At 69.4% G+C, this 13,060-nt stretch carries 14 protein-coding genes; 7 read left to right on the top strand and 7 right to left on the bottom strand.

Annotated features, from left to right (window positions below; translation table 11 throughout):
* Positions 1 to 18: 18 nt before the first annotated feature.
* On the top strand, positions 19 to 1,617 hold the full coding sequence (locus ASF89_RS07635) for an ABC-F family ATP-binding cassette domain-containing protein (RefSeq protein WP_055797536.1): 1,599 nt from the start codon (positions 19 to 21) through the stop codon (positions 1,615 to 1,617).
* A gap of 18 nt (positions 1,618 to 1,635) precedes the next feature.
* Here the strand turns inward: ASF89_RS07635 and ASF89_RS07630 are convergent, their stop codons facing one another.
* Genes ASF89_RS07630 through ASF89_RS07620 form a run of 3 tightly spaced genes read right to left on the bottom strand, consistent with a single transcriptional unit; the run spans position 1,636 to position 3,124 of the window.
* Positions 1,636 to 2,517 (bottom strand): SURF1 family protein, encoded by an 882-nt coding sequence (locus ASF89_RS07630; RefSeq protein WP_055813566.1) that lies wholly within the window; start codon positions 2,515 to 2,517, stop codon positions 1,636 to 1,638.
* On the bottom strand, positions 2,514 to 2,756 hold the full coding sequence (locus tag ASF89_RS07625) for a hypothetical protein (protein WP_055813563.1): 243 nt from the start codon (positions 2,754 to 2,756) through the stop codon (positions 2,514 to 2,516). Before ASF89_RS07625 ends, ASF89_RS07630 begins: the two co-directional genes overlap by 4 nt.
* Positions 2,756 to 3,124, bottom strand: coding sequence for a DUF3099 domain-containing protein (locus ASF89_RS07620; protein ID WP_255354978.1), 369 nt, complete (start codon positions 3,122 to 3,124; stop codon positions 2,756 to 2,758). Before ASF89_RS07620 ends, ASF89_RS07625 begins: the two co-directional genes overlap by 1 nt.
* 116 nt (positions 3,125 to 3,240) lie before the next feature.
* Here ASF89_RS07620 and fabG point away from each other — a divergent pair, with 116 nt between their 5' ends.
* Positions 3,241 to 3,951 carry a 3-oxoacyl-ACP reductase FabG gene (gene fabG / locus ASF89_RS07615; protein WP_055813560.1) on the top strand — a complete coding sequence of 237 codons (711 nt, stop codon included), beginning with the start codon at positions 3,241 to 3,243 and terminating at the stop codon, positions 3,949 to 3,951.
* Between the two features lie 59 nt (positions 3,952 to 4,010).
* Here fabG and serB read toward each other — a convergent pair whose 3' ends face one another.
* Together serB and glgC are read right to left on the bottom strand one after the other, a co-directional pair.
* The gene (gene serB, locus ASF89_RS07610; RefSeq protein ID WP_055813557.1) at positions 4,011 to 4,652 is read right to left on the bottom strand and encodes a phosphoserine phosphatase SerB; all 642 of its coding nucleotides are present in this window, start codon (positions 4,650 to 4,652) and stop codon (positions 4,011 to 4,013) included.
* A gap of 35 nt (positions 4,653 to 4,687) precedes the next feature.
* Positions 4,688 to 5,929 carry a glucose-1-phosphate adenylyltransferase gene (glgC, locus tag ASF89_RS07605; protein ID WP_055797550.1) on the bottom strand — a complete coding sequence of 414 codons (1,242 nt, stop codon included), beginning with the start codon at positions 5,927 to 5,929 and terminating at the stop codon, positions 4,688 to 4,690.
* Between the two features lie 47 nt (positions 5,930 to 5,976).
* On the opposite strand from glgC, the gene glgA reads away from it, so the two are divergent.
* The 3 genes from glgA (at position 5,977) to ASF89_RS07590 (ending at position 8,338) form a co-directional block, all read left to right on the top strand.
* Entirely contained in the window at positions 5,977 to 7,161 is a 1,185-nt protein-coding gene (glgA, locus tag ASF89_RS07600; RefSeq protein ID WP_055814788.1) for a glycogen synthase, read from the top strand.
* Between the two features lie 9 nt (positions 7,162 to 7,170).
* Positions 7,171 to 7,956, top strand: coding sequence for an ABC transporter ATP-binding protein (locus ASF89_RS07595; RefSeq protein ID WP_055797554.1), 786 nt, complete (start codon positions 7,171 to 7,173; stop codon positions 7,954 to 7,956).
* A 133-nt stretch (positions 7,957 to 8,089) separates the two neighbouring features.
* Entirely contained in the window at positions 8,090 to 8,338 is a 249-nt protein-coding gene (locus ASF89_RS07590; protein ID WP_043594989.1) for a type B 50S ribosomal protein L31, read from the top strand.
* 131 nt (positions 8,339 to 8,469) lie between these two features.
* Here the strand turns inward: ASF89_RS07590 and ASF89_RS07585 are convergent, their stop codons facing one another.
* Both ASF89_RS07585 and treS read right to left on the bottom strand, forming a co-directional pair.
* Positions 8,470 to 9,180: an exonuclease domain-containing protein gene (locus ASF89_RS07585; protein WP_055814785.1), complete on the bottom strand. Its 711-nt coding sequence runs from the start codon at positions 9,178 to 9,180 to the stop codon at positions 8,470 to 8,472.
* A gap of 90 nt (positions 9,181 to 9,270) precedes the next feature.
* Positions 9,271 to 11,010 carry a maltose alpha-D-glucosyltransferase gene (gene treS, locus ASF89_RS07580; protein ID WP_055813554.1) on the bottom strand — a complete coding sequence of 580 codons (1,740 nt, stop codon included), beginning with the start codon at positions 11,008 to 11,010 and terminating at the stop codon, positions 9,271 to 9,273.
* Between the two features lie 68 nt (positions 11,011 to 11,078).
* On the opposite strand from treS, the gene ASF89_RS07575 reads away from it, so the two are divergent.
* A complete protein-coding gene (locus ASF89_RS07575) occupies positions 11,079 to 11,984 on the top strand; it encodes an alpha/beta fold hydrolase (protein ID WP_235484044.1) in 906 nt (301 codons plus the stop codon).
* Positions 11,981 to 13,060 carry a glycosyltransferase family 1 protein gene (locus ASF89_RS07570; protein ID WP_055813551.1) on the top strand — a complete coding sequence of 360 codons (1,080 nt, stop codon included), beginning with the start codon at positions 11,981 to 11,983 and terminating at the stop codon, positions 13,058 to 13,060. Before ASF89_RS07575 ends, ASF89_RS07570 begins: the two co-directional genes overlap by 4 nt.

The raw sequence follows: 13,060 nt of genomic DNA, 5'->3' as shown, positions 1-13,060 counted from the left end.
ATCGATTGGACTTCTGCTGTGCTTTCCGTGCACGACCTCGAGATCCGCGTCGGCGCGCGCCTGCTGATGGAAGACGTGACGTTCCGCGTCGACAAGGGCGACAAGATCGGCCTCGTCGGCCGGAACGGCGCCGGCAAGACCACGATGACCAAGACGCTCGCCGGTGAGACGCTGCCCACCGGCGGCACCATCGAGAAGACGGGCGAGATCGGCTACCTCCCGCAGGACCCTCGCAGCGGCAACCCCGAGGATCTCGCCCGCACGCGCATCCTCGACGCCCGCGGGCTCGGTCAGATCCTCCTGGGCATCCAGGAGGCCTCGATCGAGATGGGCAGCGACGACCCCGCCGTCGCGGCGCGTGCGATGAAGCGCTACGGCGACCTCGACGATCGCTTCAACGCCCTCGGCGGATACGCCGCCGAGGCCGAGGCGGCCTCGATCGCCAGCAACCTCAGCCTCCCCGACCGCATCCTCGAACAGCCCCTGTCGACCCTGTCGGGTGGTCAGCGACGTCGCATCGAGTTGGCGCGCATCCTGTTCTCGGCCGCCGACACCATGATCCTCGACGAGCCGACCAACCACCTCGACGCCGATTCGGTCGTCTGGCTCCGCGAGTACCTCAAGACCTACCAGGGCGGGGTCATCGTGATCAGTCACGACATCGAGCTCGTGGAGGAGGTCGTGAACCGCGTCTTCTACCTCGATGCGAACCGCCAGGCCATCGACATCTACAACATGGGATGGCGGAACTACCAGCGTCAACGCGCCGCCGACGAGGAGCGCCGCAAGAAGGAGCGCTCGAACGCCGAGAAGCAGGCGTCGGCTCTGCAGAAGCAGGCCGCCCGCTTCGGAGCGAAGGCGTCCAAGGCGGCGGCCGCCCACCAGATGGTCGCCCGGGCCGAGAAGCTCCTCGCCGGGTTGGACGAGGTGCGTGCCGTCGATCGCGTCGCGAAGCTCAGGTTCCCGACCCCGGTCGCGTGCGGCAAGACGCCCCTCATGGCCTCCAACCTGTCGAAGAGCTACGGCTCGCTCGAGATCTTCACGGCTGTCGACCTGGCGATCGACCGCGGGTCCAAGGTGGTCATCCTCGGGCTCAACGGTGCCGGCAAGACGACCCTGCTGCGCATCCTCGCCGGCGTGGACGAGCCCGACACCGGCCAGCTCGAGCCGGGGCACGGGCTCCGGGTGGGCTACTACGCGCAAGAGCACGAGACGATCGACGTCAAGCGCAGCGTGCTCGAGAACATGGTGTCCTCCTCGCCGAACATCACCGAGATGGAGGCGCGCCGGGTGCTCGGCTCGTTCCTGTTCACGGGGGACGACTCCGCCAAGCCCGCCGGCGTCCTGTCCGGCGGTGAGAAGACGCGCCTCGCTCTCGCGATGATCGTCGTGTCCGGAGCCAACGTCCTGCTGCTCGACGAGCCCACGAACAACCTCGACCCCGCCAGCCGCCTCGAGATCCTGGACGCCCTCGCCAACTACGAAGGCGCCGTGGTCCTGGTCAGCCACGACGAGGGTGCCGTCGAGGCTCTGAACCCGGAGCGCGTCCTCATCATGCCCGAGGGCACGGAGGACCACTGGACCCCGGACTACAGCGAGCTCATCAACCTCGCCTGAGGGACGAGGCTCTCGGCCTCACCGCGAGACGGCGTCGAGGATCTCATCCTCGACGTCGTCGTCATGTCGGGCGCGCGTCCGCGGTCGCGCGCCTCGACGGGGCCGTTCGTCGACGCGCGCGTCGCCCTCTCGCGCCGCCTCGGCCGCCTCGTCGGCATCGGCCCGGCTGTTGCGCTGCTCCTGTCGGATGACGTAGAAGAGGAACAGGAACGCGCCGGCCGCGAACATGATCCACTGCACGAAGTACGAGAGGTTGAGCCCCGTGTCGATCTCCGGCTCGGCGTACTTGACCGGGGTCGTCGCCGGGGTCGGGTCCTCGGAGAGGAGCTGTCCGTAGGCAGCCGAGTAGATCTCCCGATCGACCCGCTTCTGGACCTCGCTCAACTGGATGGTCGCGATCTGGTTCGTCCCGGCGACGGCCGTGCGGTCGCCCACGGCGGGCTCTCCCGGCTTGATCCGCGCCACGACGGTGACCTGCCCCGTCGGGGGCGCCGGAACGACGTCGGGAGCGTCCTGATCGTTGCCTGTGGGCACCCATCCGCGGTCGACGACGAAGACCCGCCCGCCGTCGATCTGGAACGGGACGAGCACGGCGAAACCGGGCTGCCCGTTGTAGGGGCGATTGCGCACCAGGAGCGTCTCGTCGACGAGGTACCGTCCGCGCATCTCGACCGGCTGCCACTCGGCGCCCGGATCGTAGGACGACGCCCCGGGCAGAGCCGCCTCGACCGGGACCGGCGGAGCGTCGTAACGCTGCTCCAGCTGATGCACGACCGCCATCTTCTCTTCGTGACGGTTCCATTGCCAGTTCGCGAGCATGGCGCAGATCAGCGCGAAGGCCACGACGACCCCGAGGTATCCGAGCCACTTCTTCGACAGCAGCAACCGGAACCCGGTCATGTGGCCGCCCCGACCGACTCCACCTCGACGCCGACGGCCGAGACCACGACGGGGAAGTCCCGCGCGAGCAGGAACTCCTGAAGGAAGTCGACGTGCTCGTCGCACGCCGACCAGACCTTGACCCGGTCGATGCCGTGGATCTTCGGGTTGCGCCAGTTCACCGCACGGGTCGCGACGGCTGCGCACCCGGCGCGGGAGCACTGCACGTCGTCCGGGCCGACGGCTCCGAGACCGAGCATCAGACGTCGCCCTTCGGGGCACGCCGATCGGAGCCGTCGTCGCTGCTCGGCTCGTGCCAGCTCGGCGTCGCCGTCGGGGGCGCCCAGGGCTGCTCGGGCTGCCGGTAGGTCTCGATCGCACCCGGTCGCTCGACGCTCTGGCCGGGGTCGTGTCCGACGTTGACCAGCACGACGGCGAAGTAGGGGATGAGCACGGCTCCCGCCACGGGGAGCAGCGTCCACCAGCTGAGCGGGATCACGAAGCACAGGGCGATGCAGACGATCCGGATGCCCATGGCCACGAGGTAGCGGATCATCCGGGCATGACGATCATCCGCCGGCGACGGCGGAAGCGAGGTGATCGGTTGCGATGTCTTCAATTCACTCACGAACTCTGGGTGCGTCTCGGTCGGGCGCCTGGTCAGATCGTACGGCGTCGAGCCGACAGTAGGCTGGAGGATGGCCCGTCGACCGGGCCGCATCAGATCGCATCGAGGAGACACCCATGAACACCCCCCGAACAGTCCTCATCACCGGAGGCAACCGAGGGATCGGCTACACGATCGCCGAGGAGTTCGTGGCAGCAGGCCACCGAGTCGCCGTCACCGCGCGGAGCGGCAGCGGACCGGAGGGTTCGCTCACGGTCGTCGCCGACGTGACCGACCCGGCGTCCGTCGACACCGCGTTCACCACGGTGGAGGCCGCGCTCGGCCCCGTCGAGGTCGTGGTCGCCAACGCCGGCATCACCAAGGACGTCCTCCTCATGCGCATGACGGAGGAGGACTTCTCGTCGGTGGTCGACACCAACCTCGGGGGAGCGTTCCGCGTGGTCAAGCGGGCGTCGACGAACATGATCAGAGCCCGCTTCGGCCGGATCCTCCTGGTCTCCAGCGTGGTCGGTCTCTACGGCGGCGCCGGTCAGACCAACTACGCCGCCTCGAAGAGCGCTCTCATCGGCTTCGCCCGCTCGCTCACCCGTGAGCTCGGCGGCCGGGGGATCACCGCGAACGTGATCGCTCCGGGCTTCATCGAGACGGACATGACCGCCGCGTTGCCCGACGACGTCCAGGACGACTACAAGAAGGTCATCCCTGCCGGCCGGTACGGCAGCGCGGCCGAGGTCGCGAAGACGATCACCTGGCTGGCCGGCGACGACTCCGCCTACATCTCAGGTGCCGTGATCCCCGTCGACGGCGGCCTCGGCATGGGCCACTGACGCGACGGACGAGGACGGAGGCGCGGGTCCGCTCGGACGAGCCGCGCCTCCTGGGCTCGTCACCGCGATGAGAGTCCCATGACGGCGAGCACCTGCGAGAGTTCACGGTCGGCCACGACCAGATCGGCCTGAGCGCGCACCACGGGCTTCGCGTTGAAGGCGATCGAGAGACCCGCGACGCGCATCATCTCGAGGTCGTTCGCGCCGTCGCCGATCGCGATGGTCCGGTCCAGGGGGATGCCGAACTCCTCGGCCCACGTCCTCAGGGACTCGGCCTTGGCCGCCGCATCGATGATCGGACCGGTGGTCTCGCCCGTCAGACGGCCGGAGACGACGCCGAGCCGGTTGGCGCGCCAGCGATCGAGACCGAGGCGACCGGCCAGGGGGTCGAGGGTCTCGTGGAAACCGCCGGAGACGACCCCGACCACGCCTCCGTGAGACCGGACGACCTCGACGAGTCGATCGGCACCGCCAGTGGGACGGAGGCGCTCCGATACCTCGGCGAAGACGGAGACGGGCAGCCCGGCGAGCGTCGCGACACGGGCGGCGAGGCTCTCGGCGAAATCGAGCTCACCGGCCATAGCCCTGTCCGTGATGCCCGCCACCTCGTCGCGCACCCCGGCAGCCTCGGCCAGGAGCTCGATGACCTCGTCCTGGATGAGGGTGGAGTCGACGTCGAGGACTGTCAGGAAGCGCGGCACCCGCTCAGCCTAGAGGTGCCCGTGGGCACGGACGACTACTGGTCGACCCGGACGCCCTTGCCCACCACCGTGATGCCCGACGGCGTCACCGTGAAGCCCCTGGCCCGGTCGGCCTCGTGATCGACGCCGACCGAGGCTCCCTCGGCGATGACGACGTCCTTGTCGAGGATCGCCCGGTTGACGGTCGCGTTCGGCCCGATGTGCGCCCGCTCGAACACCACGGAGTCGACGACACGGGATCCCGAGTCGAGGGTGCTCCACGGCCCCAGCACGCTGCGCTCGACGTGAGCGCCCGAGAGCAGGGAGCCGAGCGAGACGATCGAGTCGATGGTCGTCCCGAGGTTCCCGTGCCCGTCTCGCACGAACTTCGCCGGGGGCGAGTTGAGCTGCTGACTGAAGATCGGCCAGTCGGTGTTGTACAGGTTGAAGATCGGCAGGGCGGAGATGAGGTCGCGGTGCGCGTCGTAGAACGAGTCGATCGTGCCGACGTCGCGCCAGTAGTACCGGTCGCGCTCCGTCGAGCCGGGGACCTCGTTGCGGTTCAGGTCGTAGACCGCGGCGTCCTTGCGGGAGACGAAGTCCGGGACGATGTCGCCCCCCATGTCGTGATCCGACTCGGGGTTCTCGCCGTCGCGCAGGACCGCGTCGATGAGGACGTCCGCGTCGAAGACGTAGTTGCCCATCGAGGCGAGGATCTCGTCGGGGGAGTCCGGCAGACCCGTGGCGTCCTTCGGCTTCTCCAGGAACCGCCCGATGCGCGTGGGATCGTCGGAGTCGACCTCGATCACGCCGAACTGGTCGGCGAGGGAGATGGGCTGGCGGATGGCCGCGACCGTGACACCGGCCCCCGAGGCGATGTGCGCCTCGATCATCTGCGAGAAGTCCATCCGGTAGACGTGGTCCGCGCCGACGACGACGACGATGTCCGGCTTCTCGTCACGCAGCAGGTTGAGGCTCTGGAGGATCGCGTCGGCACTGCCGGCGAACCAGCGCTTGCCCAGTCGCTGCTGGGCCGGGACCGACGCGACGTAGGCGCCGAGGAGCCCCTCGATCGACCAGGTCTGCGAGACGTGGCGGTCGAGACTGTGCGACTTGTACTGGGTCAGCACGACGATCTGACGCAGTCCGGAGTTGATGAGGTTCGACAGCGCGAAGTCGATCAGTCGGTAGTTGCCGCCGAACGGGACGGCCGGTTTGGCCCGGTCGGCCGTGAGGGGCATGAGTCGCTTGCCCTCTCCACCGGCGAGGACGATGCCGAAGATCTTCTTTGATGCCATGGGGTCAGAATGGCACGTTTCGTCGCCGCGCGACTACGGTGACTCTCGTGCGAGTCGATGTCATCACCAAGGAATATCCGCCGAACGTCTACGGAGGCGCCGGCGTCCACGTCGTCGAGCTCGTCAAGGCCCTCCGGGAGTCCATCGACGTCCGGGTGAGAGCCCTCGGCGACGTCGACGACGAGCCCGGCACCACGGGCTACCCGGAGCTGCCGGCGCTGGCCTCCGCCAACCCCACCTTCCGGACCCTCGGCAGCGATCTCCTCGCCGCGCAGGACGTCGCCGGAGCCGATGTCGTGCACAGCCACACCTGGTACGCGAACGCGGCCGGGCAGCTGGCGCAGATGCTGCACGATGTGCCTCACGTCCTGACGGCGCACAGTCTCGAGCCCCTCCGGCCGTGGAAGGCCGAGCAGCTCGGCGGCGGCTACCGCGTGTCGAGCTGGATCGAGAGACAGGCCTACGAGACCGCCGACGCCGTCATCGCCGTGAGCGAGGGCATGCGCCGCGACATCCTCCGGTCGTACCCGACGATCGACGAGGGCAAGGTCAGCGTCGTCTACAACGGCATCGACCTCGACGCGTGGCGTCCCGTCAGCGACGAGGGGGTCCTCCGCGACCTCGGGATCGATCCCGACCGACCGTCCGTCGTCTTCGTCGGGCGCATCACGCGTCAGAAGGGTCTGCCCTACCTGCTGCGGGCGGCCCGGCTCCTGCCGCCCGACGTCCAGCTGGTGCTCTGCGCGGGCGCCCCGGACACTCCCGAGATCATGGCCGAGGTGACCGGGCTCGTCCACGAGCTGCAGGAGGCGCGCACGGGTGTGGTCTGGATCGATCGCGTCCTGCCCCGCCACGAGCTGAGCGCGGTCCTGACCTCCGCGACGACCTTCGTCTGCCCGTCGATCTACGAGCCTCTCGGCATCGTCAACCTCGAGGCCATGGCCTGCGGCGTGCCCGTCGTGGGCTCCGGCACCGGCGGGATCCCCGAGGTGGTCGCCGACGGTCTCACCGGTCGGGTGGTGCCCCTCGATCAGGTCCAGGACGGCACCGGGACCCCCACCGACCCCGATCGCTTCGTGCGCGATCTGGCGGGGATCCTCACCGACGTGGTCTCCGACCCGGGGCTCGCGAAGCTCATGGGGCGCGCCGGGCGCATGCGGGCCGAAGCCGAGTTCTCGTGGTCGCGGATCGCCGAGCGGACCCTCGAGGTCTACTCGGGTCTGCGTCGATAGGCTGATCGCATGCCTACCGTCCTTCAGCTGTCCGATGTCTCGATCGTCCGGGGCGGCACCGCCGTCGTCGACTCCGTCAACTGGACGGTCGAGTCCGACGAGCGCTGGGTCGTGCTCGGCCCGAACGGCGCCGGTAAGAGCTCGCTGCTCCAGGTCGCCGCGGCCCAGTCGCACCCCTCGTCCGGCACCGCCGAGGTGCTCGGCGGCGACCTCGGGACGGTCGACCTCTTCGATCTGCGACCGCGCATCGGCTTCGCCTCGACGACGATCGCCCGCCGCATCCCCGCCAAGGAGAAGGTCGTGGACGTCGTCCTGACGGCCGCCTACTCCGTCACCGGGCGCTGGAACGAGGAGTACGAGAACGTCGACGTGCGCCGCGCGCATCGCGTGCTCGACGAGTGGAATCTCGACCACCTCGCCGAGAGGACCTTCGGCGAGCTGAGCGACGGCGAGCAGAAGCGCGTCCAGATCGCCCGTGCGGTGATGACCGACCCCGAGCTCCTCCTGCTCGACGAGCCGGCCGCCAGCCTCGACCTCGGCGCGCGTGAGGAGCTCCTCCAGATGCTCTCGGGCTACGCGCAGTCCCACGACGCCCCGGCGATCGTCATGGTGACCCACCACGTCGAGGAGGTGCCCCGCGGTTTCACCCACGCGCTCCTCCTCGACCGCGGGTCCGTCGTCGCCGCGGGCCCCCTCGCGGACGTCCTCACCGCGGAGACGCTCGGCTCGACCTTCGGCGTGACGCTCGAGGTCGAGGTGCGCGACGGCCGGTACTCGGCGCGCGCGGCCGGCTGACCCGCGCCTCCTGCGTTCCGGGCCGCACGTCTGGTATCGTTCATAGCTGGTCACGGACTCACGTCCCGGTGCCACGACGGCAACGTCCCCCCGACATCAACTCCATCACTCGTTCGCTAGACCTAGGACAATCATGAAGACCGACATCCACCCCGAGTACAAGCAGATCGTCTTCCGCGACCTCGCATCGGGCGCCACGTTCCTGACGCGCTCCACGACGACCAGCGACAAGACCATCGAGCTCGACGGTGAGACCTACCCGGTCATCGACGTCGAGATCTCGTCCGAGTCGCACCCGTTCTACACGGGCAAGCAGCGCATCCTCGACTCGGCCGGTCGCGTCGAGAAGTTCAATTCGCGCTACAAGAACTTCGGCAAGTAGGCTCCGGCCTCAGACGTCGAACGGGGCGGTCCACTTCGGTGGGCCGCCCCGTTCCGTCTGTGCAGCCAGCGCGATCCGGAGTCACCGGACGGTGATGCCGGCCCGGGGGATCAGGACGCGCGAGACCCGGGTCAGAGTCCTGCGGACCGTTGGGGCCACTCGCCCGAGGCCGTGAACGTGGGATCCTTGCTGCGTCGCATGTACTGCTGGAAGCTCTCGGCCTGCGTCGCGCACCAGCCCATCTGCTGGTCGTGCAGATCGGTCGACGGCACCGCGAGCTGATCCGGGAACTTCCGGGCCATGGCCTGGGCCACCCGGCCCGCCGCGATCGCATCCGCCCCCGCGTCGTGGGCGTCGTCGAGGCTGACCCCGTAGACCTCGGCCGCCGCCTCGAGAGTCCGCTTGCCCTTCCGGTACCGGTCGACGGCCTTGTCGATGACGAGCGGGTCGACGACGCAGCCGATGGCGCTCACGTCGCCCAGGGGCTCGACGCCGTGCCGCCGCGCCTCACGGTCGAGGAGGGTCAGGTCGTACGGCGCGTTGTACACGACGAGCGGCACGCCACGGGCGAAGACGGCCCTGACGGCCGCCACGACCTCGGCGACGACCTCGGCCGCCGGACGCCCCTCGGCCCGGGCCTGCTCGGTCGAGATGCCGTGCACGGCGCTCGCCTGCTCGGGGATCTCGATGCCGGGGTCGGCGAGCCAGGCGCCATGCGCGATGCTCGTGCCGTCGGCGTCGATCAGACCGACGTGCGCGGTGACGATCCGGGCCGTCTCGACGTCGATGCCGGTCGTCTCGAGGTCGAAGACGCCGAGTGCCTTCCACCACTCGGTCGGCACGGGGCCGACGGGGATCGGCTCACCGGACGCGACCGCGTCCGATGATGCAGTCGGGGCCGGGGAGAGGTCGGTGTCGGTCACGCCTCGAGTTTAGGAGGCACCACCGACGACGCCCTGCCCGGTGTTCGGCACGTCACCGACGTGGAGCCAGAAGAACGCCTGCGTGCCGAGGGTGAGCGTCACGCGGCCCTCGTCGTCGAACGAGGGGAACTGGGCCCCGCCGAAGAGGTCGTAGAGCGTCCGACCCGCGAACTGCGGGGCGTGGATCGTGACCGACGTCGGGTTGTGAGCGAACGAGAAGACGCACAGGATGTCTTCGGCCGAGTCGCCGAACTGCGTCTCGGACCCCTCGTACGAGCGGACGAACGAGAGCACCGACTCGTGGTCGGTGTCGAGCACCGAGAGGGTCCCCATGCCGAAGGTGGGGTGCGCCTTCCGCACGTGGATCACGTTGCGGATCCAGTGGAGCAGCGAGCGCGACTGCGCCAGCTGGCTCTCGACGTTGACCAGGTTGTAGTTGAAGACGAGCGACTGCACGACGGGCAGGAACAGCTTGCCCGGATCGGCGGTCGAGAACCCGGCGTTGCGGTCGGGCGTCCACTGCATGGGCGTCCGCGACGAGTCGCGGTCGGGCAGCCAGATGTTGTCACCCATGCCGATCTCGTCGCCGTAGTACAGGAACGGGCTGCCGGGGAGGGCGAAGAGCAGGGCGTGCACGAGTTCGAGCTCGGCACGGGAGTTGTCGAGCAGCGGCGCGAGGCGACGACGGATGCCGATGTTGGAGCGCATGCGCGGGTCGTACGCGTACCAGCCGTACATGGCCTGCCGGTACTCCTCGCTCACCATCTCGAGGGTCAGCTCGTCGTGGTTGCGCAGGAAGACCGCCCAGGCGGCTCCCGGGGGGACCTCGGTCGTCTCCGACAGGATGCGCTTGAGCTCGCCGCCGTGCTGGGCGCGCAGGGAGTAGAAGATGCGGGGCATGACGGGGAAGTCGAACGCCATGTGGCACTCGGGCTCGTCCTCGGTGCCGAAGAACGCCGCCGTCTCGGCCGGCCACTGGTTCGCCTCGGCGATCAGCACCCGGCCGGGGAACTCCTCGTCGACCATGGCGCGCAGTCGCCTGATGAACTCGTGGGTGGCCGGCTCGCCCTCGCCGTTGCCCTCCTCCGTCTCGAAGAGGTAGGGGATGGCGTCGAGACGGAGCCCGTCGACGCCCATCGACAGCCAGTGCCGGACGACGTCGAAGACGGCCTCCTGGACGGCCGGGTTCTCGAAGTTGAGGTCCGGCTGGTGCGAGAAGAAGCGGTGGAAGAAGAACTGGCGCCGCACGGGGTCGAAGGTCCAGTTGGACTCCTCCGTGTCGACGAAGATGACGCGGATGTTCTCGTACTCGTCGTCGGTGTCGCGCCAGACGTAGAAGTCGCCGTAGGGGCCCTCGGGGTCCTCGCGGCTCTGCTGGAACCACTCGTGCTGGTCGGAGGTGTGGTTCAGCACCATGTCGATGACGATGCGCATGTTGCGTTCGTGCGCCTTGGTGACGAGGTCGCGGAACTCGTCGAGCGTGCCGAACTCGGGCAGGATCGACTTGTAGTCGGCGATGTCGTATCCGCCGTCGCGCAGCGGCGACTGGAAGAACGGCGGCAGCCAGAGGGCGTCGACTCCGAGCCACTGCAGATAGTCCAGACGGGAGTGGAGTCCCTGCAGGTCACCCGCCCCGTCCCCGTTGCTGTCGACGAAGGATCGGACCATCACCTCGTAGAAGACGGCACGACGGTGCCAGTTCGGGTCGAGGGTCAGTCCGGGCTGCTGGATCGGGGCAGTGAAGCTCACCGTGTCACTCTACGGTGGCGCGCGCGGCTTCGCGCATCGCGTTCGGATCCGACTCGTAGACTCGCCGGGTGATCGTCCGAGAGCCCCGCGTCCCGTCTCCCTACCGCTCGCGCCTGGCCGCCTCCGACGTCTCCGAGCACGTCGTCGACGTCGGCGGGAGTTCGACGCGCTACTGGATCTACGAGACCCCCGATGCCGAGGAGGCCCGGGTCACGATCGTCGCGGTCCACGGCTTCCGAGGGGATCACCACGGTCTCGAGCCGGTGGTCGCCCATCTCGTCGGCGTCCGCGTCGTGATGCCCGACCTCCCGGGCTTCGGCGACTCGTCGCCTCTGACGGGGGAGCACACGGTCGCCGCCTACGCGCGGTGGCTGACCGCATTCGTCGCCGCGCTGGGACTCGGCGACGACGTCGTCGTGCTGGGTCACTCGTTCGGGTCGATCGTGACCTCGGCCGCGCTGGCGGACGGACTCCGCGCCTCCCGCCTCGTCCTCGTCAATCCGATCGCCGCGCCGGCGCTGCGCGGTCCTCGCGGCGTCGTGACGCGGCTGGCCGTCCTCTACTACTGGGCCGGGGCCGCCCTGCCCGAGCGCGCCGGGCTCGCGGCCCTGCAGAGCGCCCTGGTGACCCGGTTCACGAGCCTCGCGATGGTCAAGACGCGCGACCGGGGACTCCGGCGGTGGATCCACGACCAGCACGACGCGTACTTCTCGCGCTTCGCGGATCGTCGGGTCGTCCTCGACGCCTTCCGGGCCTCGGTCTCGAGCGACGTCAGCTCGTACGCGGCGCGGGTCGACGTGCCGACGCTGCTGATCGCGGCCGATCGGGACGACATCACCGCGCTCCCGGCCCAGCACGAGCTGCGCGCGCTGTTCCCCGACGCCACCCTCGACGTCATCGACGGGGTCGGGCACCTGATCCACTACGAGAAGCCCCGTGAGGCCGCCGCGGCCGTCGAGGCCTTCGTCCGATGAGGATCGTCGCCGATTGCCGGTACGTCCGCGTCGGCCGTCACGACGGCATCAGCCGCTTCACGGCGGGTGTCGTCGGGGCGCTGGCCGAGACCCACGACGTCACGCTGCTCGTCAACGATCCCCGTCAGCTCGAGAAGCTGCCCGACCGACCCCACGTCGTCATCAGCTCGCCGACGAGCCCGCTCGAGCCGCTCGTCGCGCTGCAGGTCAATCGTCTGCGACCCGACGTCGTCTGGTCGCCGATGCAGACCATGGGCTCGTTCGGACGCCGGTACCCCCTCGTCCTCACCCTGCACGATCTGATCTACTACACGAACCGCACCCCGCCGCCCGAGTTCGCGCTGCCGATCCGTCTGCTGTGGCGGCTGTATCACCTCGCCTGGTGGCCCCAGCGTCTGCTGCTCGACCGGGCCGACGCGGTGGTCACGGTCAGCCGGACGACGCGCGACGAGATGCGCCGACACCGCCTGACGCGTCGGCCCGTCACGGTCGTCGGGAACGCCACCGACCCGGTGGCACCGAGCGCGCCGCGCACCGCACCGGAGCGCCGCGACCTCGTCTACATGGGGTCGTTCATGCCGTACAAGAACGTGTCCGCGCTCGTGAGGGCGCTGCCCCTGCTCGACGGGTACCGGCTGCATCTGATGAGCCGGGTGTCCGAGCGCGAGCGCGCCTCCCTGTCCGCTCTGGCGCCCCGTGACGCGCTCGTGTTCCATGACGGGGTGGGGGACGACGAGTACCACGACGTGCTGAGGCGCGCGACGGCCGTCGTGACGGCGTCGCGCGCCGAGGGGTTCGGCATCCCGATCGTCGAGGGGATGGCGCTCGGCACGCCCGCCGTCGTCAGCGACATACCGATCTTCCGGGAGATCGGGGGAGAGGCCGCCCTGTACTTCGACCCGGAGTCCCCGGCCTCGATCGCCGCCGCGGTGAGACGTCTCGAGTCGGAGTGGGCGTCGCGGTCGAGGGCCTCGGTCGAGCAGGCCTCGCGATTCGACTGGGACGCCTCGGCGGCCGCCCTGGCCGCCGTGCTCGCCTCGGTCGCGTCGACGGGCGCCGCCGAGCCCACGGCCTGA

Source organism: Frigoribacterium sp. Leaf172 (genome assembly GCF_001424285.1).
GTDB lineage: Bacteria > Actinomycetota > Actinomycetes > Actinomycetales > Microbacteriaceae > Frigoribacterium.
The sequence above is the reverse complement of the archived record's forward strand: the minus strand, read 5'-3'. Positions and strand labels throughout refer to the sequence as shown.